The 23,999-nt window shown below is 71.1% G+C and carries 20 protein-coding genes and 1 pseudogene; 10 read left to right on the top strand and 11 right to left on the bottom strand.

Going from position 1 to position 23,999, the window contains the following annotated elements; all coding sequences use genetic code 11:
* Positions 1-51 precede the first annotated feature (51 nt).
* The 6 genes from NAG42_RS37170 (at position 52) to NAG42_RS37145 (ending at position 4,777) form a co-directional block, all read left to right on the top strand.
* Complete coding sequence (locus NAG42_RS37170; protein ID WP_250036998.1) at positions 52-354, top strand: urease subunit gamma; 303 nt, start codon at positions 52-54, stop codon at positions 352-354.
* Entirely contained in the window at positions 351-803 is a 453-nt protein-coding gene (locus tag NAG42_RS37165; protein WP_250036996.1) for an urease subunit beta, read from the top strand. Before NAG42_RS37170 ends, NAG42_RS37165 begins: the two co-directional genes overlap by 4 nt.
* Entirely contained in the window at positions 800-2,518 is a 1,719-nt protein-coding gene (locus tag NAG42_RS37160; protein WP_250036994.1) for an urease subunit alpha, read from the top strand. The genes NAG42_RS37165 and NAG42_RS37160 overlap by 4 nt, the downstream gene beginning before the upstream one ends.
* Entirely contained in the window at positions 2,518-3,162 is a 645-nt protein-coding gene (locus tag NAG42_RS37155; RefSeq protein ID WP_250036993.1) for an urease accessory protein UreF, read from the top strand. The genes NAG42_RS37160 and NAG42_RS37155 overlap by 1 nt, the downstream gene beginning before the upstream one ends.
* Positions 3,163-3,241: 79 nt before the next feature.
* The gene (gene ureG, locus NAG42_RS37150) at positions 3,242-3,910 is read left to right on the top strand and encodes an urease accessory protein UreG (RefSeq protein ID WP_308201243.1); all 669 of its coding nucleotides are present in this window, start codon (positions 3,242-3,244) and stop codon (positions 3,908-3,910) included.
* 69 nt (positions 3,911-3,979) lie between these two features.
* Positions 3,980-4,777 (top strand): urease accessory protein UreD, encoded by a 798-nt coding sequence (locus NAG42_RS37145; protein ID WP_250036990.1) that lies wholly within the window; start codon positions 3,980-3,982, stop codon positions 4,775-4,777.
* A gap of 69 nt (positions 4,778-4,846) precedes the next feature.
* Here the strand turns inward: NAG42_RS37145 and NAG42_RS37140 are convergent, their stop codons facing one another.
* The 7 genes from NAG42_RS37140 to NAG42_RS37110 form a co-directional block, all read right to left on the bottom strand.
* Entirely contained in the window at positions 4,847-5,749 is a 903-nt protein-coding gene (locus tag NAG42_RS37140; protein ID WP_250036987.1) for a sigma-70 family RNA polymerase sigma factor, read from the bottom strand.
* A 150-nt stretch (positions 5,750-5,899) separates the two neighbouring features.
* The gene (locus tag NAG42_RS37135; RefSeq protein ID WP_250036985.1) at positions 5,900-6,154 is read right to left on the bottom strand and encodes a hypothetical protein; all 255 of its coding nucleotides are present in this window, start codon (positions 6,152-6,154) and stop codon (positions 5,900-5,902) included.
* Between the two features lie 332 nt (positions 6,155-6,486).
* On the bottom strand, positions 6,487-8,649 hold the full coding sequence (locus tag NAG42_RS37130; protein ID WP_250036983.1) for a serine/threonine-protein kinase: 2,163 nt from the start codon (positions 8,647-8,649) through the stop codon (positions 6,487-6,489).
* A 490-nt stretch (positions 8,650-9,139) separates the two neighbouring features.
* A complete protein-coding gene (cphA, locus tag NAG42_RS37125; RefSeq protein ID WP_250036981.1) occupies positions 9,140-11,878 on the bottom strand; it encodes a cyanophycin synthetase in 2,739 nt (912 codons plus the stop codon).
* Entirely contained in the window at positions 11,875-12,639 is a 765-nt protein-coding gene (locus NAG42_RS37120) for a cyanophycinase (protein ID WP_250036979.1), read from the bottom strand. Before NAG42_RS37120 ends, cphA begins: the two co-directional genes overlap by 4 nt.
* Positions 12,640-12,677: 38 nt before the next feature.
* A complete protein-coding gene (locus NAG42_RS37115; RefSeq protein ID WP_308201239.1) occupies positions 12,678-14,252 on the bottom strand; it encodes an MFS transporter in 1,575 nt (524 codons plus the stop codon).
* 9 nt (positions 14,253-14,261) lie between these two features.
* The gene (locus NAG42_RS37110) at positions 14,262-14,744 is read right to left on the bottom strand and encodes a winged helix-turn-helix transcriptional regulator (RefSeq protein ID WP_250036977.1); all 483 of its coding nucleotides are present in this window, start codon (positions 14,742-14,744) and stop codon (positions 14,262-14,264) included.
* 56 nt (positions 14,745-14,800) lie between these two features.
* Here NAG42_RS37110 and NAG42_RS37105 point away from each other — a divergent pair, with 56 nt between their 5' ends.
* On the top strand, positions 14,801-15,310 hold the full coding sequence (locus NAG42_RS37105; RefSeq protein WP_250036975.1) for a PaaI family thioesterase: 510 nt from the start codon (positions 14,801-14,803) through the stop codon (positions 15,308-15,310).
* A gap of 15 nt (positions 15,311-15,325) precedes the next feature.
* Here NAG42_RS37105 and NAG42_RS37100 read toward each other — a convergent pair whose 3' ends face one another.
* Positions 15,326-16,252, bottom strand: coding sequence for an acyl-ACP desaturase (locus NAG42_RS37100; protein WP_250036973.1), 927 nt, complete (start codon positions 16,250-16,252; stop codon positions 15,326-15,328).
* A gap of 106 nt (positions 16,253-16,358) precedes the next feature.
* Here NAG42_RS37100 and NAG42_RS37095 point away from each other — a divergent pair, with 106 nt between their 5' ends.
* Complete coding sequence (locus NAG42_RS37095) at positions 16,359-17,501, top strand: serine hydrolase domain-containing protein (protein ID WP_250036971.1); 1,143 nt, start codon at positions 16,359-16,361, stop codon at positions 17,499-17,501.
* On the opposite strand, the gene hisS is transcribed toward NAG42_RS37095, so the two are convergent.
* Positions 17,498-18,805: a histidine--tRNA ligase gene (gene hisS, locus NAG42_RS37090; protein ID WP_250036969.1), complete on the bottom strand. Its 1,308-nt coding sequence runs from the start codon at positions 18,803-18,805 to the stop codon at positions 17,498-17,500. The two genes, NAG42_RS37095 and hisS, sit on opposite strands and share 4 nt — an antisense overlap.
* A 24-nt stretch (positions 18,806-18,829) precedes the next feature.
* Positions 18,830-19,528 carry an MBL fold metallo-hydrolase gene (locus NAG42_RS37085; RefSeq protein ID WP_250036967.1) on the bottom strand — a complete coding sequence of 233 codons (699 nt, stop codon included), beginning with the start codon at positions 19,526-19,528 and terminating at the stop codon, positions 18,830-18,832.
* 130 nt (positions 19,529-19,658) lie between these two features.
* Here NAG42_RS37085 and NAG42_RS37080 point away from each other — a divergent pair.
* Both NAG42_RS37080 and NAG42_RS37075 read left to right on the top strand, forming a co-directional pair.
* Positions 19,659-20,539: pseudogene (locus NAG42_RS37080) on the top strand (peptidylprolyl isomerase); the annotation flags it as partial.
* 8 nt (positions 20,540-20,547) lie between these two features.
* Entirely contained in the window at positions 20,548-21,399 is an 852-nt protein-coding gene (locus NAG42_RS37075) for a peptidylprolyl isomerase (protein WP_250036963.1), read from the top strand.
* Positions 21,400-21,452: 53 nt separating this feature from the next.
* On the opposite strand, the gene NAG42_RS37070 is transcribed toward NAG42_RS37075, so the two are convergent.
* Positions 21,453-23,960, bottom strand: a complete 2,508-nt coding sequence (locus NAG42_RS37070) for a RelA/SpoT family protein (RefSeq protein WP_250036960.1) — start codon at positions 23,958-23,960, stop codon at positions 21,453-21,455.
* Between the last annotated feature and the right edge of the window lie 39 nt (positions 23,961-23,999).

Raw genomic sequence — 23,999 nt, 5'->3', positions numbered from 1 at the left:
CCGAAACGTCGAGCTGCGAGCATCGCGGAGCGCTACCCAGGGGAGGTTCGTTTGTTCCTCAGCCAGCACGAGCAGGAGCGGCTGCTCATCCACGTGGCCGCCGACGTGGCCCGCCGCCGGCGGGACCGCGGCCTGAGGCTCAACCATCCCGAGGCCACCGCCATCATCACCGCCTTCCTGCTGGAGGGCGCGCGCGACGGGCGGACGGTGGCCGAGCTGATGGACGCCGGGCGGCGCGTGCTGACCCGGGCCGACGTGATGGACGGCGTGCCCGAGATGCTGCCCGAGGTGCAGGTGGAGGCCACGTTCCCCGACGGCACCAAGCTCGTCACGGTCCACGGCCCGATCTCATGACCGTTCCCGGTGAGATCCTGTTCGGCGACGGCGACATCGAGATCAACCCCGGTCGTGCGACGCTCTCGATGACCGTGCGCAACACCGGCGACCGGCCCGTGCAGGTCGGCTCGCACTTCCACTTCGCCGAGTCGAACGAAGCTTTGGACTTCGACCGCCGGGCCGCCTGGGGATATCGGCTCGCCGTTCCGGCCGGGACGTCGGTGCGCTTCGAGCCCGGCCTCCCCCGCGACGTCTCGCTGGTCGCCCTGGCGGGGGCCCGGATCGTCCCCGGCCTGCGCGGTCTGGCCGGCGGCCCGCTCGACGCCGCACCAGCCGCCGCAGCGCCCGCCGCCCCGCCCGCCGGTGCCCCGCTCGACGCCGCCGCCCCGCCCGCCGGTGCCACGCTCGACCCCGCCGCCCCGCCGCCGGAGACCTTCGAGCTGCCCGAGAACGGGAGTCCCCGATGACTGCCCTCGACCGCGGTCGCTACGCGGCGCTCTACGGCCCGACCACCGGCGACCGCATCCGGCTGGCCGACACCAACCTGCTGATCGAGATCGAGGAGGACCGCAGCGCCGGCCCCCACCCCGGCGACGAGGTCGTCTTCGGGGGCGGCAAGGTGATCCGCGAGTCCATGGGGCAGTCCCGGGCGACCCGGGCCGAGGGCACCCCGGACACGGTCATCACCGGCGCGGTGGTGCTCGACCACTGGGGCATCGTCAAGGCCGACATCGGCATCCGCGACGGCCGGATCACCGCCGTCGGCAAGGCCGGCAACCCCGACACGATGGACGGCGTCCACCCCGGCCTGGTGATCGGCCCGGGCACCGAGATCATCGCGGGCAACGGCAAGATCCTGACCGCGGGCGCCATCGACAGCCACGTCCACCTGATCAGCCCGACGATCCTCGACACCGCGGTCGCCTCCGGCATCACCACCATCATCGGCGGCGGCACCGGGCCGGCCGAGGGCACCAAGGCGACCACGGTGACGCCGAACGCGTGGCACCTGGCCCGCATGCTCGAGGCGCTCGACACGTACCCGGTCAACGTGCTCCTGCTGGGCAAGGGCAACACCGTGTCCGAGGAATCGATGTGGGAGCAGCTGCGCGGCGGAGCCGGCGGCTTCAAGCTGCACGAGGACTGGGGGACGACACCGGCGGCCATCGACGCCTGCCTGCGGGTGGCCGACGCGTCCGGCGTCCAGGTGGCGATCCACACCGACACGCTGAACGAGGCCGGGTTCGTCGAGGAGACAGTACGAGCCATCGCCGGCCGGTCGATCCACGCGTATCACACCGAGGGCGCGGGTGGCGGGCACGCACCCGACATCATCACCGTGGCCGGCCACGCCAACGTGCTGCCGTCGTCGACCAACCCGACCCGGCCCTACACGCGCAACACCCTCAGCGAGCACCTCGACATGCTGATGGTGTGCCACCACCTCAACTCGGCCGTCCCCGAGGACCTGGCCTTCGCCGAGAGCCGGATCCGCCCGTCCACCATGGCCGCCGAGGACCTGCTGCACGACCTGGGCGCGATCTCGATGATCGGCTCCGACTCGCAGGCGATGGGCCGGGTCGGCGAGGTCGTCCTGCGCACCTGGCAGACCGCCCACGTCATGAAGGCCCGCCGCGGCGCCCTGCCCGGCGACTCGGCGGCCGACAACAACCGGGCCAAGCGCTACGTCGCGAAATACACGATCTGCCCGGCGGTCGCCCACGGCATGTCGTCCCAGATCGGCTCGGTCGAGCCGGGCAAGCTGGCCGACCTGGTGCTGTGGGACCCGGCGTTCTTCGGTGTGCGGCCCGCCCTGGTCATCAAGGGCGGCATGATCGCGTACGCGCAGATGGGTGACGCGAACGCGTCGATCCCCACCCCGCAGCCGATGCTGCCGCGCCCGATGTTCGGCGCCAAGGGCGTGGTGCCCGCGCAGACGTCGCTGGCCTTCGTGGCCGAGGCGGCGATCGACGCCATGCTGGGTGACCGCAGCGGCATCAAGCGCGCCTTCGCACCGGTCGAGAACACCCGCGCGGTGAGCAAGGCCGACCTGCCCCGCAACGACGCGCTCCCCGACATCCGGGTCGACGCCGACACCTTCGAGGTCCGCGTCGACGGCGAGGTGATCGAGCCGGAGCCGGTCACCGAGCTGCCCATGGCCCAGCGCTACTTCCTGTTCTGATGGGTCTCGCCACTCTTCTCGTGCTGGCCGACGGGCGGCTGCCGTCCGGCGGGCACGCGCACTCCGGCGGCCTGGAGGCGCAGGTGTCGGCCGGGCGGGTGCGCGACATCGACGACGTCGCCGGGTTCCTGCACGGCAAACTCGCCACCTCGGGCCTGGTCGCCGCGGCTTTCGCCGCGGCTGCCTGCGATCGGCCGGCCCGCTCACCCGAGCTCGACGCGGGCTTCGATTCCCGTACGCCGTCACCGGCGCTCCGCAAGGCGTCGCGGGCCCAGGGCCGGGCGCTGCTGCGGGCTGCCCGGGCCATGTGGAGCCTGCCGCCGGTGAGCCGCGAACCGCACCAGCCCGTCGCCCTCGGGGTGGTCGCCTCGGCGGGCGGGCTGACCCCGGTCGAAGCGGCCGTCGCGGCGGCGCACGGCACGGTCAGCGGTGCGGCCAGTGCCGCCGTACGGCTGCTGGGCCTCGACCCCTACGCGGTGCACGGGCTGCTCGCCCGGCTCGCCCCCGACTGTGACCGGATCGCGGCCGCCGCCGCGGCCCGGGCCGGCGACCCGGTGGACGACCTGCCGGCCGCCGGCGCGCCCCTGCTCGACATCGGCGCCGAGCTCCACGCCACCTGGGAGGTGCGTCTCTTTGCATCCTGAACCGCAGCATCATGAGCATGTCGTCGCCGGTGGGGCCCTCCCCCACCCGTCGGACGGCTACACCCACGACCACGACGAGGTGCCGCACACCCACCCCGACCCGGGCGTCGACCCGCACGAGCCGCTCGTCGCCGGCCCGCGCGCCCTGCGGATCGGCATCGGCGGACCGGTCGGCTCGGGCAAGACGGCGCTGGTGGCCGCGCTGTGCCGGGCCCTCGGCGACGAGCTGCGCCTGGCCGTCGTCACCAACGACATCTACACCACCGAGGACGCCGACTTCCTGCTGCGCAACGGCGTCCTGCCGGCCGAACGGGTGCGCGCGGTCGAAACCGGTTGCTGCCCGCACACCGCGATCCGCGACGACATCTCCGCCAACCTGGACGCGGTCGAGGACCTGGAGGCGACACTGGGCCCGCTCGACCTGGTGCTGGTCGAAAGCGGCGGCGACAACCTGACCGCCACGTTCAGCAAGGGCCTGATCGACCACCAGATCTTCGTGGTCGACGTGGCCGGCGGCGACAAGGTCCCCCGCAAGGGCGGCCCCGGCGTGACCGCGGCCGATCTGCTGGTCATCAACAAGACCGACCTGGCCCCCCTGGTCGGCGCCGACCTGGCGGTCATGGACCACGACGCCCGGGCCCGCCGCGGCGACCGCCCGACGGTGTTCCTCTCCCTGGTCGAAGACCGCCTGGCCACCCCGGTGGCCGACTGGATCCGCGACCTGGCGAAAGCCCGGATCCCAGCATGACTGACACCCCCGCGACGGCGGCGTGAAAGCGTCCTCGCGGACCGTCCCCGAGCCGGACCGGGTGGCGGCGTGAAAGCGTCCTCCCGGGTCGTCGCCGAGCTCGACGGGCTCGGCGGCACCCGGCTGGCCGTCCTGCGCAGCGAGTCACCGCTTCTGCTGCGCCGCACCGCCCCGGCGACGGTGCATCTGGTGGGCGGCGGCGCCGGCCCCCTGCGCGGCGACGACCTGAGCCTGGAGATCGAGGTCGGCCCCGGCGCCACCCTCGAGATCCGCAGCGTGGCCGCCCAACTGGCCCTGCCCGGCCGCGGCCACCTGCCCCAGTCGCGATTGCGCATCACCGCCACCGTCGCCCCCGGCGCGACCTTGCGCTGGCTGCCCGAGCCCCTGATCGCCGCAGCCGGATGCGACCACCGGACCATCACCCGCGTAGAGGTAGCCGAAACAGGTTCTCTCCTCTGGCGCGACGACCTGGTCTGCGGCCGCCACCACGAACCTTCCGGCCACGTCCACCTGGACACCACGATCCGCTACGCCGGAACCACCCTCTACCGCCACGAGCTGTCGGTCGGCCCCGCCGCCCCAGGCTGGTCGGGCGCAGCCGTCCTGGGCAGCACCCCTCCGGACCGCCCCCGGACCACCGCCTCTGGACCAGAGGCCGCCGTGGCCGGCAACGGCCGAGCGATCGGCACCGTGGTCGCTGTCCCGGCCACACTGCTCCCGCCGGCCACCTCGGGCCCGGGCGACTTCGCCGTCATGCCGCTGGCGGGCCCCGGCGCCCTGGCCACGGCGGTCGGCGCCGACATCCGCCCGGTCCGCGCCGTCCTGGATCCACTCTGCGAACCCGCCGCCACCCTTATCCACAACTGACGGCGCACCGCCCCGGTGGAACGACGCGAGGGCGGCACCAAGGCCGCCCCCGCTTCATCTATTGATCGGTCAAGCCGCTACCGCAATGGGCACACCGTGGGCGTCGGTGAGGGCCAGGCGGGTGTGCAGGTTGCCCTGCTGGGCCACCCGGGCGAAATACTCCGAGCGGCGGCGTTGCAGGCAGCCCTTTCGCGTACGGGGTCCGCCCGCGGCCACCGTCAGCAGCTCCGGCGCCAGCGAGCTGTTGAGTCCCTCGCGCAGCAGTTGCAGCGCCTCGGTGCGCAGCTGGGAGATCCGGGACTCGGTGACGCCGAGACGGGCCGCCACGTCGCTCAGCGGCTGCTCCTGCAGGAACGACTCGGTGACGACCAGCCGCAGGCGTTCCGGCAGGGCCTGGATCGCCTGGTGCAGGTAGCCGAGACGCTCCCGCTTGATCAGCAGGTCCTCCGGCCCCTCCGAGGTCTCCGGCACCATCTCCTCGGCCGCGCCGGTCGGGAAGCCCTGCAAGCTCAGCAGCGCCGCTTTTTGCACATCGTCCTCGACCGTGGCCAGCTCCGCCACGCCGATGCCGAGCAGCTCAGCCACCTCGGCGTCGGTCGGGGTGCGGCCGAGCGCCGCGGTGAGCTCCTGGCGGGCCGCCGCACTGCGGCGGGCCCGGGCGCGCACCGAGCGGCTCGCCCAGTCCTGGCCGCGCAGCTCGTCGAGCAGCGCGCCGCGGATGCGTACCGCGGCGAAGCGGTGGAACGGGATCCCCCGGGTCACGTCGAAGGACCGGGCCGCGCCCAGGAGCGCGGCGAAGCCGGCTGAGGACAGGTCGTCCGCATGGACGTGGCCCGGTACCCGGTTCAGCAGTTCCCGGACCAGGTGGCCAACCATCGGCATGTGTTCGCGGACCAGGTCCTCGATGTCACGCGCGGAGGGCGCGTCGTGGGTCGTGCCGATGGTGGCGGGGAGTTCGGTCGTGTCCGTCACGTAGGCCTCCTCGCTCATAGACCGGTTGGGTGTTAACCGGCTGACGAGGAAGACTTTTGCCGTCGAAAGGTGCAGAGGCGGCCGAACTCGGTTGCTTTTCAGGTGCAGATCGTGAAAAGAACTCAGGTTTTCACGCGCCGACGAGCGGCCCTAGTGAAAGACCGCGGGCCGCCGGGGCTCGAGCACCTCGTTGAGCTCCGTGTGCACCCAGTGCATGCGGCGGACCGCCATCTCCGGGTGGTCGCCGAACTCGACAGCGACTTCGGCCGCGCACCCGTCACTGCCGTATTGCAGGATCATGGCCGTCACCGCGTGCTCCACAGCCTCGTGACTCGGACACTGCGACGGCTGCAGGTCGGAGACGAACAGAGCCTCCGCCGCCAGATCCTGAACGATCCTGATCATGTCGAACTCCCCGATGGACGACTGCTGTACGCAGTCTTCAGTACCTCGTACGCAGGCGTTTCACACCGGATGCGCACGCCCGGTCCGGCTCTCTCATCTTCACTCAGGCACCCCCGCCACCCGGCAGGCGCGCCGGACGAATCGGAAGAAACTGCCTGATGCATCGTTGTCACAGTAACTCCGGAGAGTGGGGTCCCGCGTCCGGTTTTTGGTTGAGAGTCGCATCATCATGCGTCTCCGGACGCCCCGCGCGAGCACTGACGACCGCATCGGCGGCAACAGCAGGAAGGGCCGGCTCATCCGAGCCGGCCCTTCCTGGGAGTTGTTCTGCCCTATCCCGCTGACTGCTCCGCGGCACAGTCGTCGACGAGCTCGTCGCAAGGATCGTCGACAGAGTCGCCGGGAACCTCGTTCGGCGGCGCGTCCGGCGTGGTGGTGGTGATGATGACCGGCGGCGTCGTGGTCTCGATCGGTGGCGACGGGCTGTCGCCGTCGTCCGTCGGCTTCGGATCCGCCGGCCTGGTCGTCTTCTCCGGCGGCGTCGCCGAGGTCGTGATCACGTCCGTGGGCGTGGTCTCGATGACGCCGGTGGGGCCACCGACTGTCGGGCTCACCGAGGTCGAGGACGTGGGATCCTTCGTCGGCGTGACGGTGATGACGCCACCGGGGCCGACCGAGATGCCGGGGATCGGCGTCGACGCCGGGTCCTTCAGCACCACCTGACCGTTGGGCAGGCGCTTCACATAGCGCGACGGCTCACCAGGCTTGGCCGACACGAAGGTCTCGCACTGAGAGCCGTTCAGCTGGAACGCCATCGGCGCCGCGTTGCTGTCCTTGTAGCGGCCGCTGATCCTCATCGTCACCGTCTTCAGCGGCTCGATGGCCGCCGGGGACGTGACCGTGACGCTGCTCGCGTCCTGCTTGAGGGGAGTGGCGCCGTCGCCGGAGATCACCTGGTCGCCCGGCATGATGAACCAGAGCTTCCAGTCGTTGATCGGCTTGTCGTTGCGGTTGGCCACGGTGACCTGCGCCTTGAAGCGGCCCTGGGTGTCGGACCAGACCGCATAGCTGACCACGCAGCGAGCACTGGGCGGCACGATCGCCGGCGCGGGAGTCGCACCCTTCGCCACGTCGCCGATGGGTCCGGCGGTGAGGCTCCACGCATACGTCCCGCCGCCGAGCAGCAGCACGCCGAGGGCAACCACCAGCACCCGGCGGGTCTTGGTCTGCGACCCACCCGCCCACGACGGCACGGACGACCGCGACGGCTTCTCCGGCGGGGCCGGGGGCTGGTTGCCCACAGCCGGGCGCAGACCGCTGTCAGCGCCGGCCGGAGCGGCGTTGTAGACCGGACCCGACCGCAGCTCACCGAAGCGGCTGTTACGGGCCGGAGCTTCCTCGGACGCGGCCACGGCGGGCGAGCCCGGCGCCGCCACGGCGGACGAGCCCGATGCGGCCACGGCGGGCGAGACCGGCGCCGCCACGTCGGGCGCGGCCGAGACCGGCGCCGGCGAGCTGGGCGCGGCCGCGGGCGACACCTGAGCCGACGCGGCGAGCTTGAGGATCTCGGCATACGACTGCGGCGACGGCAGGATCGTCGTGTCCTCGCCGGCACCGGCCCAGTCGGGCACGTAGCCGCGAGCCACCGAGGGTGCCCCGGCCGACAGCGCGGCCAGGATGTGCGCCAGCTCGGCGCTCGACGGCCGGTCGGCCGGACGCTTCTCGAGGCAGCGGCCCACCAGGGCGTCCACCTCGGCCGGCAGTCCGTCGACCGGCGGCAGCGGCTCGGGCTCGGTGTATTGGTGAGCCCGCAGCAGCGCCGTCGTGGTGCCGACATCCCACGGCAGCTGACCGATCAGCGTGCGATAGATGAGCAGCCCGACCGCGTAGACGTCGGTCGCCGGGCTCACCTGGCCGCCCTCGAGCCGCTCGGGCGCGAGGTAGGCCGGCGTGCCGAGCAGGCTGCCGTCGGGGTCGATGTCGTTCTCGCCGATCAGGGCCGAGATGCCGAAGTCGACAACCTTGGCGCCGGTCTGCGTGAGCATGACGTTGGCCGGGGTGACGTCGCGGTGCACGATGCCCCGCGAGTGCGCGGCGGCGAGCGCCGCGGCCACCTCCGCGGTGATCCGCACGGCGTGCTGCCAGGGCAGCTTGCGCACCCGCGCGAGCACGGCGGCGAGCGACTCGCCGTCGATGAGCTCCATGACGACATAGGGCACCGGCTCACCGTCGACGGTGGTCGCCTCGCCGTAGTCGTAGACATTTGTGATATTTGGGTGGCTGAGCCGAGCAGCAGCTTGAGCCTCCGCGCGCAGCCGGCGCCGGAACGCCGGATCCGCGCTTGTCGACGGTGGCAGAACCTTCACCGCGACCTGGCGCCCGAGGACTTCGTCGAAGCCTCGCCACACCACTGACATCCCGCCGGCGCCGAGCCGCTCGACCAGTCGATAACGACCGGCCAGCAAACTCGAACCGGGCAGGTCCGTCGTGCTCATGTGCCCCCACATGCGCGCTTCGAAGGAACACCGAGTTGCACCGCCATGCGCCTCGGCGTCGGGGTGCCCGGCGGGTGCCGGGTTTTCCCCATCGACGGAAGGGATGCTAGCCGATGATCGGCCCCCTCACGATCCCGCGCACATGTGGTCTTACCTGCGGCTCGTCACCGTGTGTTCCGAGACCGATCGCACCCGCGACGGGTGTCCGTCCAGTACCCGAAAGTCGGATCCCGGACTGAATCCTGGGGCCATTAACCCGAGTCACCCGGAAATGCCCGCTTCATCGGAAGTTTCTCCCAGAACGACTTTGCCGATGTCCATCCTGGAGGGTTCAACAAATTGTTGCCGCACTGTCACCCATGGCGACTCTGGCCCTTCGGCGCCAAATAGTCGCTCCAGAGCAATTGTTTAAGGGTCTACCTGTGCAACCCCGCCTGAACGGTCAGCTGCATCGGCTGATCAGCCGATTCGGTGTGCCAACCTGCGACGATCACTGTCCGGGGTGGTATCCGGGGACAGAAACTCGCTCGTTCCCCACAAGCGAGCGTCCCGGTGACACCCCGGTGCGGGGAGCCCGTCCCGGGAGTGCCGGCACGGCGTCGCCGGCGGGCACGGCACCCAGGTCAGCCAGCATGTCCAGGACCGGCGCCAGCTTCTCGTAGAGCACCAGGACCACCTCGCCCGGCCTGGCCAGACGCAACGCCGCGGTCACCGCGGCCCGATAGCCGGCCGCCCGCTGGGCGGACAACTTCGGCCGGCGCGCCCGCATCTCCCGTTCGACCAGACAGGACACCTCTCCCGGCGTACGGCCGCGGGGTTCCTCGTCGTCGTAGAGGACGGCCCGGCCGACCCCGTCCGCGATCACCTGCGCACACGCCGCGAGCAGGTCGTCGCGCCGGTCACCGGGCAGAGTCACCGCGGCCACGCAGCGGTCCGGGCCCCACAGCCGGTGCAGCGTGCGGACCGTCGCGGCCAGCGCCGCCGGATTGTGGGCATAGTCGACAAACACCGAGATGTCGCCCAGGCGCAGCAGCGTGCCCCGCCCCGCGTTGTCGGTGGCCGGGTCGAACTCGAGCAGCCGCCGGCACACCGCCTCCTGTCCGGCGCCGAGCGCCCGGGCGGCCGCGATCGCGGCCAGCGCGTTGGCCACCACGTGCGGCGCCGCTCCCCCGTAGGCCCCGGGGATCTCCGCCGCCCTCAGCAGCGGCGTCCGCCGGGCCCCGGTCTGCTGCACCACCCATCCGTCGTGCAGCAGGTAGGCCGTCGCCCCCTTGGCCAGATGCTCGACCAGCACCGGTTGCCGCTCGTCGAGCGAGAACCAGACGATCCGCTTGCGGTCGGCCCGCACCCGGGGCCGGTCGACCAGGCTGCGCACCCACGGGTCGTCGGCGTTGAGCACGAGCGTCCCGCCGTCGCGCACCCGCTCGGCCACCAGCGCCTTGACGTGGGCCAGGTCCTCGATCGTGCCGAGCCCGTCCTGTCCCAGGTGATCAGCGGTGATGTTGGTCAGCACGCCCACGTCCGACCAGTCGTAGCCGAGACCACGCCGCAGCAGCCCGCCGCGGGCCGTCTCGAGCACCGCCGCCTGCACCCCCGGGTCACCGAGCACCATCTGCGCCGAGAGCGGCCCGGTGGCGTCGGCCCGATGGACCACCCGCCCGTCGATGCGGACGTCGTCGGTTGTCGTCAGGCCCACCCGCAGACCGGTGTCGGCCAGCAGATGCGCGGTCATCCGGGCCACCGTCGTCTTGCCGTTGGTGCCGGTGACGGCGGCCGTCGGGATCCGGCCGTCGGAACCGGCCGGGAACATGGCCCGCACGATCGCGTCACCCACGTCCCGCGAGCGCCCGCTCACCGGGGCCAGATGCATGCGCAGACCGGGTACGGCGTTGACCTCGATCACTCCGGCCGTGACCTCCACGCCGCTCGCGGCCGGCGGCACCGGCTCGGCGATGTCGGGCAGGCGCAGGTCGACGCCGGCGATGTCCAGCCCGAGCAGCGCGGTCACCCGCAGGCAGAGCCGGGCCACCTCCGGATGGACCCGATCGGTGACGTCGGAGCTGGTCGCCCCGGTCGAGAGGTTGCCGGTGCCGGTGAGCCACACCACGGCCCCCGGGGCGGGCACGCTGCCGATGCCGGCACCCTGCCGGCGCAGCACCCGGGGGTCGGCGGCGACCCTGGTCAGCACCCGGGAGTGCCCGACCCCGCGGCGTGGATCGGCGTTGACCTCGGCGATCAGTTCCCCGACCGTACGGCGACCGTCGCCGGCGACGTGGGCCGCGATCCGCTCGGCCGCCGCGACCACCTCGCCCGCCACCACGAGGACGCGGTAGTCGCGGCCGTCCAGCTGGCGCTCGACGATCACATCCCCGCCGGCCTCACCGAAGGCCTGTTCGACCTCGTCCGCCGTACCCAAGTGAAGCGCGACATGCTCGCCCTGCCGGCCACAGCGGGGTTTGACGACGACCGGACCGCCCAGCTGCTCGAACCAGTGCCGCGCCTCGGCCGCCGTGGCCGCGGCGCCGCCGTCCGGCATCGGGACACCGGCCTCGGTCAGCAGCCGGCGGGTGACCTGCTTGTCGCCGGCGATGTCGATGCCCACGCCGCTGGTCCGGTCGGTCATCGCCGCCCAGGCCAGCCGGCGCCGGGTGCCCCAGCCCAGGCGCAGCAGGCTCAGGTCGTCGAAGCGCTCGACCGGGATGCCGCGGCGCCGGGCGGCGGCGATGATCGACCGGGTGCTGGGCCCGACCGCCTCCCGCTCGGCCCGCGCCGCCAGCTCGTCGAGATCGGGCGGCACCGTCCGACCGGCCACCACCGCCTGCACCAGCTCGACCGCGGTGTCGAGCAGGTCGCGGGGCACGTGGGAGCCGGGCGACTCGTCGACCGGGCACTCGAGGATGAGGTGGTAACAGCCGGGCTCGCCGGCCGAGACTGTGCGGCCGAAGCTGACGTCCCGGCCGATCGTCTGCGACAGTTCGAGGCAGACGTGCTCGGTGACGTGCCCGAAATAGGTGCCGCCGCGCAGCCGGCTGACGAACCCGCCCGGTGCGCCGGCCGCGCAGTGGTGCTCGGCCAGCCCGGGCAGCGCGCGCAGGAGCCGTTCGGTGAAGCCGGTGACGTCGGAGGTCTCGACGCCGCTCAGCTCGCCGAGGTGCAGCCGCGCGACCACCGCCGGGCGGGAGAGATAGACGTTGGGGCCGCGCAGGCGACGGAGGCTCTCGATCTTCATGCGGACGGCTCCCGGCCGGTCAGATGAAAGGCGCGCCCGGCGGGCAGCACGTGCAGGCGGCAGCCGGACAGGGTGATCGGGCCGGTCGCGGGCACGCTGATGTCGGTGGCCCGGCCGGCGTCGACGACGGTGACCGCGCCGCTGCCGAGCACCTCGAAGGCGTCGCCGTCGGTCAGGATCGCGGTGTCCTCGTCGATGCCCAGGCCGAGCTCGTGCGGATAGAGGGCGACCGCGCTGAGCAGCCGGTTGATCCGTCCGCGCTCGCAGAAGTGCTGGTCGATGACGACACCGGGCAGGAACTCGAGCCCCGGGCCGGTGCGCACGCTCGTGCGGCTGACCCCCGGCCCGTCACCCTCGACGATCATCGTGCCGGACATCATCGCCGCGCCCGCGCTCGTCCCGGCCAGCACCACGTCGCCCGACGCGACCAGCGTCTGCAGCACCGAGTCGGTGGCCGTCCCGCCGATCACCCGGGTGATCCGCTCCTGGTCGCCGCCGGTGAAGAAGATGCCGGTGGCCGCGCGCAGCACGGGTTCCACACCCGGGTCGTTGGCGGCCGTGCGGTCGTCGAGGCGCAGCGCCTCGACGTGGTGGGCGCCCTGCTCACGGAAGGCGGCGAGGTGTTCCGCCTCCGCCGCCGCGGGGTCGGAGCTGGCGGTCGCGATCACCACGATCCTGGCGGCCGGACCGCCCGCCAGCTCGACGAAACGGCCGAGCAGCGCCGGGCCGGCCGCGCCGCCGATGATCAGCAGGGTCGACACCCTCCTGAGATTAATCGCAACAAAACAGAAACATTGGGCTAATCGTCGATATCGGCGGGCAGCAGGTGGGTCACCTCGGCCGGTCCCTCGGCCAGCGCCACCGCCCGGGCCTCCACCTGCTCGTCGCTGCCGGTCAGCCGCCCCTCGTGCTGGCGCAGATGGTCCTCCCAGGTCGGCACCTGATAGATCTCGACGTAGCGGATCGGGTCCTCGCCGTCGCGGAACAGGCCCCACCGGGTCGCCCCGGTACGCAGGCGGGTGAGCCGCACGGCGTCCATCGCCGCGACGAACGCGGCCGCCTGCTCGTCCCGTACCCGATAGATCGCGTTGACCAGGATCGGCCCTTCCTCGGGGTGCGGCTCGAGCATGATGTGCGGTTCGGCCCAATAGACGGCCGGGCTGCGGTCGGCGTCGTCGTGCTCGTGAACCGGCAGCCAGGGCACGGTGGCGGTACCGATCAGCATCACGACGGCGGCCGCCACAAAGGTCGCGGGCAGCCCGGCCTGCTCGGCGACCTGCCCCCACCCCAGCGCGCCGACGGCCTGGGCGCCGGCGAAGACGACCTGATAGATGCCGAAGCCCCGGGCCCGCACCCAGTTGGGCAGCAACAGTTGCAGGGTCGCGTTCATCCGCGAGACGAGCGTCATCCAGGCCGCGCCGGCCAGGACGAGCACACCGGCGACCGCGGCCACGTGCGGCGCGAGCGCCACCACGATCAGCGCTCCCGCATAGAGCAGACCGGCCACCAGGATCAGGCGGTTCGCCGTCATGACCTTGCGGATGCGCGGCATCAGCAGCGCGCCGGCGATCGCGCCGGCCCCGAGGGCAGCCAGCAGGATGCCGTAGCCGCTCGCGCCCAGGTGCAGCTCCTGCCGGGCGACCACCGGCAGCAGACCCCAGACCACGCTGCCCGGCAGCACGAAGAGCACGACCCGGATCAGCAGGCGGCGGACCGTCGGGGCATAGCGCACAAACCGGCCGCCGGCCCGGACGGCGGGGCCGAAGCGCTCCGGGTGGCTGGGACCTTTCCTCGGCGTGCGACGCCAGGCGACCAGGGCCAGGGCGAAGATCCCGTACGAGAGGGCGTTGAGCGCGAACACGGCGGCCGAGCCGATGTGGGCCACCAGCAGACCGGCCACCGCCGGACCGGCCGAGCGGGCCAGGTTGGTGTTGACGGCACCGAGCGCGGAGGCGGCGGGCAGTTCCTCGCGGGACACCACCTCGGGGATGACCGCCTGCCAGGTGGGCAGCGTGAGGGCCTGGCCGACGCCGAGCAGGAAGGTGAAGAAGAGCAGCAGCGGCGGCGGCATCCGATCGAGCGCGGTCAACCCGGTGAGCAGCGCGCCGACCAGGAACAGCGCGGTCTGCACGGCCATCAGCAGCCGCCGCCGGTCGAGCACGTCGGCGATCGCTCCGGCCGGCAGGGCGAGCAGCAGCACCGGCAGCATCGTCACGGTCTGCACGAGGCTGGTCCAGGTCGCCGCGTCCGGCTCCTCGACGACCAGCCATTGCGCGCCGACGGTCTGCATCCAGGTGCCCACGTTGCCGGCCAGGACCGCGATCCAGAGCATCCGGAACACGCGCCCCCGCAGCGGCGCCCAGGGTGATTCCACCGAGAGAATCTAACGGCGGCGGGCTCCTGGTCCGGGCCTGGGCAGCACCTGCCGGAAGTCGTCGATCTCGTGCCCGCGCTCGCACCGCACGGCCGCGTGCACGGCGGCGCCGCAGTCCTGGTGCTCGTAGGCCAGCGGCGGCCCCTCGGGCTCGGCCAGGTAGCGGTCTCCCCACTCGGCCACGGCGATCAGCACCGGGTAGAGGTCGAAGCCCTTCGGGGTGAGGCGATATTCGTGCCGTACGCGGGTCCCCGGCTCCTGATAGGGCACGCGACGCAGCACATCGTGCCCGACCAGCGTGGCCAGCCGGTTGGTGAGCACCTGCCGGGGGATGCCGGTGCGCACCCGCATGTCGTCGAACCGCCGGATGCCGGAGAAGACCTCGCGCAGCACGACGATCGTCCACTTCTCGCCGAGGACCTCCATCGCGCGCCCGATCGTGCACGACTCGACCGACCAGGCCAGGGCTTCGGGCGCCGCTGTGGAACTCATGACACCCAGGGTAAGTCTGCTGGACAGACCCAGCAACCGGGTGGCAACCTGCGTCCATGACCGAGACCCAGGATCGCACCCGGACGTTCAGCTGGTCCGACCCGTCCGTCCACGCCTCCCTGATCGGCCGCCGCACCGGCCTCGAGCTCCTGAGCGGCATGGCCGACGGCTCCCTGCCCGCCCCGCCCATCATGCAGCTGATCGACCTGGCCGAGATGCGGGTCCAGGAGGGTTCGGTGACCCTGCTGATCGATCCGCAGGAGTTCCACTACAACCCGCTCGGCTCGATGCACGGCGGCGTCATCTCCACCCTGCTCGACACGGCCGCGGCCTGCTCGGTCCACAGCACGCTGCCGGCCGGTGTGGGTTACACCAGCCTGGATCTCAACGTGAAGTTCCTGCGGCCGGTCACGCTCTCCTCCGGCCGCCTGACCTGCACGGGGTCGGTCCTGCAGAGCGGGCGGCGGACGGCGCTGGCCAAGGCGCGGCTGCTCGACGAGAAGGGGCGGCTGGTGGCTCAGGCCATGTCCAGCTGCATGCTCTTCCCGCTCGGCGACGCGGCCTGACGGCCCAGCGATCCCCTACCGCTCGAGCCGCTTGCGCCGCGCCTCGCGCTTCTCCTCGAAGCGGGCAGCCTGGTTCTCCAGCTCGTCCATGTGGGCCGCGAGCTCCTCGCGCGCCTTCTCCCCGTCCCCGGTCAGATCGGTGCGACCGAAGACGTCCCACTGCCGCAACACCGGCTGCAGAACCTCGTCCCGGTGCTGCCGCAGGTCATAGATGCCGGCCAGGGCGATGGACAGAGCCTTGCGCCCGAATCCCTCGATGTTGGCCCCCGGCATCTGGAACCCGGCCACCACATCGGTCACCGCCCGCATGGCGTGATCGGGATCCAGGTCGAACGCCGCCGCCAGCAGATTGCGGTAGAACACCATGTGCAGGTTCTCATCCGCCGCCACCCGGGCCAGCAGCTGCTCGGCGACGGGGTCGCCGGTGGCCTTGCCGGTGTTGCGGTGCGAGATGCGGGTGGCCAGTTCCTGGAACGCCACGTACGCGATCGAGTGCAGGATCTCGTCCGGGTGGTCGTTGGCGTAACCCGCCTCCATGTGGGTCATGCGGGCGCGCTCCAGCTCCACCGGGTCGACCGCGCGGGTCACCGTCAGATAGTCGCGCAGGGCGATCCCGTGCCGGCCCTCCTCCGCGGTCCACCGGTGCACCCAGGTGCCCCAGGCCCCGTCGCGGCCGAAGAGCGTCGCGATCTCGTGGTGGTAGGACGGCAGGTTGTCCTCGGTCAGGAGGTTGACGATCAGGGCCGTCCGGGCCACGTCGGGCAGCGGGGAGTCGGTCGCCTGCCACGGCTCGCCGCCGAGCAGACCGTCGTACGTGCGGCCCTCGCTCCACGGCACGTACTCGTGCGGGAACCATTCCTTGGCCAGGCTCAGGTGCCGGTCGAGGTTGGTCGCCACGACGGGCTCGAGCTCGATGAGCAGTGCGGTTTGATCCAGCGGCATGACGATCACTCCCTACGGCACCGTAACCTACGGAACCGTAGGTAAGCCTACGCCGGACGGCGACGATGCTCAGCGGGCCTGGCCCGCGTCGAGCACAATCAATGGGATGAGACGACGAGCGCTCTTTGTTCTGATCGCCACCGCCGGCCTCCTGAGCCCCGCGGCCGCCGCCACCGCCGCGGAGAAGCCGATCCAGCAGAAACTCGACGCCATCCACGCGGCCGGCATGCCGGGCGCCTTCGCCGAGGTGCGGGACGGCCGCCGGGTCTGGACCCCGACCGCGGGGGTGGCCGACGTCAAGACCGGCGAACCCGTACGCGATGGTCTGCGCCACCGCGTAGGCAGCATCACCAAGACCTTTGTCGCCACGACGATGCTGCAGCTCGCCGGGGAGCGGCGGGTCGACCTCGACGCCCCGGTCCGCCGCTATCTGCCCTACGACATCGACCGTTCGGTCACCGTGCGGATGCTGCTCAACCACACCAGCGGCATCGGCGACTACGACACCGAGATCATCAAGACCAACGACGACATCATCGCGATGGGCAAGCGCACCTACCGGCCGGACGAGCTGGTCCGCCTCGGCCTGGCCGCGCCGCCGACCCAGGGCTGGTCGTATTCGAACACCAACTACGTCCTGGCCGGGCTCATCGTCGAGAAGGTGACCGGGCACAGCTACCGCGCCGAGGTGAGCCGGCGGATCCTGCGGCCGCTCGGGTTGCGCGACACCTACTTCGAGGGCGCCGACCCGGTCATCCGCGGTCCGCACATGCACGCGTACGTGCCCTGGCCGCCGGACGGTGAGCTGCGGGACTTCACGAAGTACAACATGACGTGGGCGTCGTCGGCCGGTGAGATGGTGTCGACCGCGCACGACCTGAACGTCTTCTACCGCGCACTGCTCACCGGCCGCCTGCTGCCGCCGCACCTGCTGGCCGAGATGCAGACGACCGTGCCCGAGGAGGGCTACGGACTCGGCCTCTATGCCGTCGACCTGCCGTGCGGGCGGGTCTGGGGCCACGACGGCGGCACCATCGGCCACCTGGCCATCTCGTGGCACAGCCCGGACGCGCGGCGGCAGGTGACGCTGGCGCTGAACATGGCCTTCTACCGGACGTCACCCACCGAACCGCACCCGATCGACGTGGCGGTCAACGACTTCCTGACCACCGCGATGTGCGGCGATCAGCCGGCCGCCAAGTCGGCGACCGGCTTCCGCTGGCTCGGCAACCAGCACTCGACCTACTAGCCCGAGATCACGGGGTGCAGGTCGGCGGCCGGGGGCTGCCACGCGGTGGCGTCGGCCTCGACCTGCTCCCCGGAGCGGATGTCCTTCACCGTGTCGGGCTCACCCGGGAACCAGACGAACGGGATGCCCCGGCGGTCGGCGTACTGGATCTGCTTGCCGAACTTCGCCGCGCTCGGCGCCACCTCGGTCGGGATGCCCCGGCGGCGCAGCGCGCTCGCGATGCGTACGCAGGACGGCCGTTGATCTTCATGGGGCAGAGCCACGAGCACGCAGGTCGGCACGGAGCGCGAGACACTCAGCGCGTTCTGGCCGAAGAGCACACCGAGCATGCGGGAGACGCCGATCGAATAGCCGACGCCCGGGAACCGCTCGTTGCCGCTGGCGGCCAGGTTGTCGTAGCGGCCGCCGGAGCTGATCGAGCCGAACCGCTCGTATCCCTGCAACAGGGTCTCGTAGACGGTGCCGGTGTAGTAGTCGAGGCCGCGGGCGATCTTCAGCTCGGCCACCACCAGGCCGGGCGCGTTCTCGCGGGCCGTCTCGACCACCTGCAGCAGCTCGTCGAGGCCCTCGTCGAGCAGCGGGTCACTCACCCCGAGCTTGCGGACCGCGTCCACGAAGGAGCCGTCGTCGGCCGAGATGGCGGCCAGCTCGAGGCACGCCTCGGCCTGCGCCCGGCTGGCGCCGGCCGTCTCCATCAGGACCTCGGCGACCCGGGCCGGGCCGATCTTGTCGAGCTTGTCCACCGTACGCAGAACCTGCGCCGTGTCCTGCAGGCCGAGCCCGCGGTAGAAGCCCTCGCACACCTTCCGGTTGTTGACCTGGATCTTGATGCGCGGGATGGGCAGGCCGCTCAGCGCGTCCCCGATCACCAGCGGCATCTCGGTGTCGTAGTGGAACGGCAGCTCACCGCGGTTGACCACGTCGATGTCGGCCTGCAGGAACTCGCGGTAGCGGCCCTCCTGCGGGCGCTCGCCGCGCCACACCTTCTGAATCTGGTAGCGCCGGAACGGGAACTGCAGCTTGCCCGCGTTCTCCACCACGAACCGTGCGAACGGCACGGTCAGGTCGAAGTGCAGGCCGAGCTGGTCGTCGTCCTTCGCGTTCTCGTCGGCCTGCAGCCGGCGCAGCAGATAGACCTCCTTGGAGGTCTCGCCCTTGCTGACCAGAGTCGCGAGCGGCTCGACCGAGCGCGTCTCGAGCGGGGAGAAGCCATAGAGCTCGAAGGTGGTGCGGATCCGGTCGAGGACCCGCTGCTCGATCATGCGCTGCGGCGGCATCCATTCGGGAAATCCGGAAATGGGCATTCTCAAAGTCTCCTAGGAATTGCGTCAAAGACCCCGGCGCGGCGCGGCGACCAGTTCCCGCAGATACGGATTCGTCGCGCGCTCGCGGCCGATGGTGGTGGCCGGACCGTGGCCGGGCAGGACGACGGTGTCGTCGGCCAGCGGGAGGATCTTGTCCCGCAGGCTGGTCATCATCGTCTCGGTGCTGCCGCCCGGCAGGTCGGTGCGTCCGATCGAGCCGGCGAAGAGGACATCCCCGGAGAGGCAGACCTGGTCCGCGTCGAAGGAGGAGCTCGCGCCGGGCAGCCGGAACAGCACCGACCCGCCGGTATGGCCGGGCGCATGGTCGACGGTCACCTCGAGGCCGGCCAGGACCATCGTCTCGCCGTCGGTGAGCTCAGCGACGTCCTCGGGCTCGGTGTAGCTCAGCCGGCCGCCGAAGAGCTGGGCGAGATCCATGCTCAGACCCTTGGCCGGATCGGCCAGCATCTCGGTGTCGGCCGGGTGCACATACGCCGTGATGCCGCGCGCGCCGCAGACCGGGGCGACCGAGAAGGTGTGGTCGAGGTGGCCGTGCGTCAGCAGCACGGCGGCCGGGAAGAGACGGTGCTCGGCGATCACCTCGTCGAGCTGGTCGAGCACGCCGATGCCGGGGTCGACGATCAGGCACTGCTCGCCCGGGGCGGCGGCCACCACATAACAATTGGTGCCGAAGGCCTGGGCCTCGAAGCCGGTGACGAGCACGCCGGGCCCTCCTCGCGCAGACAGGTACGAATCGTAACGATCCTAGTCGGGCGGGCGCACACCACTTTCCCAGCGGGTACCCGTACACTCTTGCGGCGTGTGACACGGTCGTACGAGAGGACAGTTTTCGGTGGCATCCAGCAGGGACCGGCAGCGCCAGCTGGCGCGGGCGAAGCTCGATCGGCAGATGGCGCGACGGGCTGTGAAGGAGCGCCGCCGCCGCCGGGTGCTGGCCGGTATCGGGTCGGGCCTCGCGGTGCTCCTCATCGTGGCCGGTGTGGCCTGGATCGGCGGGGCCTTCGACTCCGACGACACCACCGAAGCGGCCGACCAGGACGTCTGCCTCTGGACCCCGCAGAACGCGTCGGCGAACTCCAATCTCAAGGACGTGGGCACGCCCCCGACCAAGGGCATCCCGACGCTGGGCACCCAGACGATGACGATGACCACCAATCAGGGTGAGCCGATCGTCGTGGGTCTCGACAGCGAGCTCTCGCCGTGCGGCACGGCCGACATCACGTACCTGGCGAGCAAGAAGTTCTACGACAACACCGACTGCCACGAGATCACGACGTACGGGGCGGTGCGCTGCGGCGACCCGTCCGGCACCGGCCTCGGCGGTCCGACCTACAGCGTCTACAACGAGAACGTGCCGGTCGTCAGCGACCCGAGCGCCTCGCCCGCGCCGGCCTCGGCCGCCCCGCTCTATCCGAAGGGCACTGTGGCCCTGATCGGCAACCCGCCCGGCACCAACGGCAGTCAGTTCCTGATCTTCACCAAGGACTACTCCCCCGCCAACCCCGAGTTCTCGATCGTCGGCAAGGTGACCGGCGGGCTCGCGACGGTGGACAAGATCGGCAAGATCCCGACGTCGAAGAACGCGACCGACGAGAAGGTCAAGCCGACCCAGAAGATCACCATCAAGACCCTGACCGTCGGCGACGCCCCGGCGTCCGCCGCCCCCACGGCCAGCACTCAGTCGTAAGCCCCCAGGCCGACATATCAGCAGGAGGAACACCGTGTCGTCGATCAAGGACCGGCAACGCGCCGCAGCGCGCGCCCGGCTCGAGAAGGAGATGGCCGAGCGCTCCGCGGCCGCCCGCAAGCGCCGCCAGCGACAGGCCGTCATCGGCTCGGCGATCGCCGTCGTGCTGATCGCCGGCGCCGCGGTGTGGATCGCGACCGCGCTCCGGGACGACAAGTCGTCCGACACTCCTGCGGCCGCCGGCAGCAGCGGCGCGCCGGTCCCGGCCGGCCAGGTCGCCTGCACCTGGACTCCCGATCCGGGCGGCGGCGGCAAGGTCAAGGACGTCGGCACCCCGCCGCCGACCGCGGCCAACACCGGCAGCGCGGTGATGACCATCGACACCAACCTCGGTGCCGTCAAGGCCACCCTGGACAAGACCAAGGTGCCGTGCACCGCGGCCAGCTTCGAGTTCCTGGCGAGCAAGAAGTTCTGGGACAACACCAAGTGCCACCGCATGGTCAACCAGGCCAGCTTCAAGGTGCTTCAGTGCGGCGACCCGTTCGCCTCCGGCAAGGGTTACCGCGAGACCGACGGCCAGGGCGGCCCGAGCTACACCATGGCTGAGGAGAACCTCCCGACCGACGCCAACAACCCGTACCCCGCGGGCTCGATCGCGATGGCCAACACCGGCCAGCCCGGCAGCACCGGCAGCCAGTTCTTCATCTGCTCGGAGGACACCAAGCTGCCGGCCAGCTACACCCTGCTCGGCAAGATCACCACTGGTCTGGACATCGTGCAGAAGGTCGTCAAGGCCGGCGACGACGGCGCTTTCGAGCCCCAGCCCGGCGGTGGCCACCCCAAGACCGAGTTCGACATCAAGTCGATCAAGGTCGCCGCGGCCTGATCCGCTGACAACGCGAAAAGGGGGCCCTCGGGCCCCCTTTTTCCTTGTCTGCCTTACGCCCCGGAAGTCACCCGGTAGGCGTCGAAGACGCCGTCGACCTTGCGCACGGCGGCCACCAGGTGACCGAGGTGCTTGGGGTCGGCCATCTCGAAGGTGAACCGGCTGACGGCCACCCGGTCACGGGTCGTGGTGACCGTCGCCGACAGGATGTTGACCCGCTCCTCGGAGAGCACCCGGGTGACGTCGGCCAGCAGCTTGTGCCGGTCGAGCGCCTCGACCTGGATGGCCACCAGGAACGTCGACGCGCTGGTCGGCTTCCAGGTCACCTCGACGACGCGCTCCTGCTGGTCGCTCAGGTCACCGGCGTTGGCGCAGTCCTCGCGGTGGACGCTGACGCCGCCCGAGCGGGTGACGAAGCCGAACACCGCGTCGCCCGGCACCGGGGTGCAGCAGCGGGCGAGTTTGACCCACACGTCGCTGACACCCTTGACGACCACGCCCGGGTCCTGCGCCGTGCTGCGGTTGCGCGGCGGACGGGTCGCGACGGCGGTCTCGGCGATGTCCTCGACCGCGCCCTCCTCGCCGCCGAAACCGGCGACCAGTTTCTGCACGACCGACTGGGCACTGACCGTGTTCTCACCGATGGCCGCGTAGAGCGACGCCACGTCGGCCAGGTGCAGGTCGCGGGCGATCGTCGTCAGGTTCTCGTTGGTCAGCATGCGCTGCAGGGGCAGACCCTGCTTGCGCATGGCCTTGACGATCGACTCCTTGCCGTCCTCGATCGCTTCCTCGCGGCGCTCCTTGTTGAAGTACTGCCGGATCTTGGTCCGCGCGCGGGGACTCTTGACGAAGCCCAGCCAGTCCTGCGTCGGGCCGGCGTTGGCCGATTTCGACGTGAAGATCTCGATGACGTCGCCGTTGGACAGGGTGGACTCGAGCGGGACCAGCTTGCCGTTGACCCGCGCGCCGATGCACTTGTGCCCGACCTCGGTGTGCACCGCGTAGGCGAAGTCGACCGGCGTCGACCCGGTCGGCAGGGGGATGACGTCGCCCTTGGGCGTGAAGACGTACACCTCCTGACTGGACAGATCGAAGCGCAACGCGTCGAGGAACTCCGACGGGTCGCTCGCCTCGCGCTGCCAGTCGAGCAGCTGCCGCAGCCAGGTCATCTCGTCGATGTGAGCCGGCGGGCCGACGATCGTCGCGCCCTTCTGCTCCTTGTACTTCCAGTGGGCGGCGATGCCGAACTCGGCCGTGCGGTGCATCGCGAACGTGCGGATCTGCATCTCGACCGGCTTGCCGGTCGGGCCGATGACCGTCGTGTGCAACGACTGGTACATGTTGAATTTCGGCATCGCGATGTAGTCCTTGAACCGGCCCGGCACCGGCTGCCAGTTCGCGTGGATGACGCCCAGCGCGGCGTAGCAGTCGCGGACCGTGTCGACCAGGATGCGCACGCCGACCAGGTCGTAGATGTCGTTGAAGTCGCGGCCCCGCACGATCATCTTTTGATAGATCGAGTAGAGGTGCTTGGGCCGGCCGGTGGTCTCCGCCTTGATCTTGGCCGACTTCAGATCCAGCGAGACCCGGTTGGTCACCTGGCGCAGTAGCGCCTCACGCTGCGGCTGGTGCTCGCCGATGAGCCGGTTGATCTCCTCGAACCGCTTGGGGAAGAGCGTGCCGAACGCGAGGTCCTCGAGCTCCCACTTGATCGTGTTCATACCGAGGCGGTGGGCCAGCGGGGCCAGGATCTCGAGCGTCTCCTTGGCCTTCTGCTCCTGCTTGGGGCGCGGCAGGAAGGTCAGGGTGCGCATGTTGTGCAGCCGGTCGGCCAGCTTGATGACCAGCACCCGCGGGTCCTTGGCCATCGCCACGACCATCTTGCGGATGGTCTCGGCCTTCGCCGCGTCGCCCAGCTTGACCCGGTCGAGCTTGGTCACGCCGTCGACCAGCAGGGCGACCTCGCCGCCGAAGTCGTTGCGCATCTGCTCGAGCGAGTAGTCGGTGTCCTCGATCGTGTCGTGCAGCAGGGCCGCCACCAGGGTGGTGGTGTCCATGCCGAGGTTGGCCAGGATCGTCGCCACGGCCAGCGGGTGGGTGATGTAAGGGTCGCCGGACTTGCGGTACTGACCCGAGTGCCACCGGGCGGCCACGTCGAACGCACGCTGGAGCATGCGGCCGTCGGCCTTGGGGTGGCTGGCCCGATGGGTGGCGATCAGGGGCTCGAGAACCTCGCTGACCTGAGTGCTCTGCCAGGGCGCGTTGAAGCGCGCGAGACGAGCCCGCACGCGACGGCCGGTGGGAGCGCTGGCCAGGCCGAAGCCGCCGGCCGAGACCTCGGCCGGGGCCATCGGCTGAGTGGCCTCCGCGTCGGGAACCTCTGCCGGTGCGGTCGACGCCGGATCAACCTGCGCCGAATCAACCTGCGCCGAATCAACCTGCGCCAGATCGACCTGCGCCGCGTCGACCTGCTCGGGGGCCGCCTCAGCAGCTGCACCAGTCGGTGAGTCCTCGGTCGGCTGCACCGTGCCCTCCGCCGGAGGGACGACGTCGCTGGACACCGGCCTCCTCACACCATCGCTCGGGACCTGGCCGGTTGT

The sequence above is a fragment of the Paractinoplanes maris genome (genome assembly GCF_023544465.1).
Taxonomy (GTDB): domain Bacteria; phylum Actinomycetota; class Actinomycetes; order Mycobacteriales; family Micromonosporaceae; genus Actinoplanes; species Actinoplanes maris.
The sequence above is the reverse complement of the archived record's forward strand: the minus strand, read 5'-3'. Positions and strand labels throughout refer to the sequence as shown.

Coding starts and splice junctions, on each gene's coding strand:
- NAG42_RS37165 (WP_250036996.1), top strand. CDS start 351: ATGACCGTTCCCGGTGAGATCCTGTTCGGCGACGGCGACATCGAGATC.
- NAG42_RS37160 (WP_250036994.1), top strand. CDS start 800: ATGACTGCCCTCGACCGCGGTCGCTACGCGGCGCTCTACGGCCCGACC.
- NAG42_RS37155 (WP_250036993.1), top strand. CDS start 2,518: ATGGGTCTCGCCACTCTTCTCGTGCTGGCCGACGGGCGGCTGCCGTCC.
- NAG42_RS37135 (WP_250036985.1), bottom strand. CDS start 6,154: ATGATCAGGATCGTTCAGGATCTGGCGGCGGAGGCTCTGTTCGTCTCC.
- NAG42_RS37130 (WP_250036983.1), bottom strand. CDS start 8,649: ATGAGCACGACGGACCTGCCCGGTTCGAGTTTGCTGGCCGGTCGTTAT.
- cphA (WP_250036981.1), bottom strand. CDS start 11,878: ATGAAGATCGAGAGCCTCCGTCGCCTGCGCGGCCCCAACGTCTATCTC.
- NAG42_RS37110 (WP_250036977.1), bottom strand. CDS start 14,744: ATGAGTTCCACAGCGGCGCCCGAAGCCCTGGCCTGGTCGGTCGAGTCG.
- NAG42_RS37105 (WP_250036975.1), top strand. CDS start 14,801: ATGACCGAGACCCAGGATCGCACCCGGACGTTCAGCTGGTCCGACCCG.
- NAG42_RS37100 (WP_250036973.1), bottom strand. CDS start 16,252: ATGCCGCTGGATCAAACCGCACTGCTCATCGAGCTCGAGCCCGTCGTG.
- NAG42_RS37095 (WP_250036971.1), top strand. CDS start 16,359: ATGAGACGACGAGCGCTCTTTGTTCTGATCGCCACCGCCGGCCTCCTG.
- hisS (WP_250036969.1), bottom strand. CDS start 18,805: ATGCCCATTTCCGGATTTCCCGAATGGATGCCGCCGCAGCGCATGATC.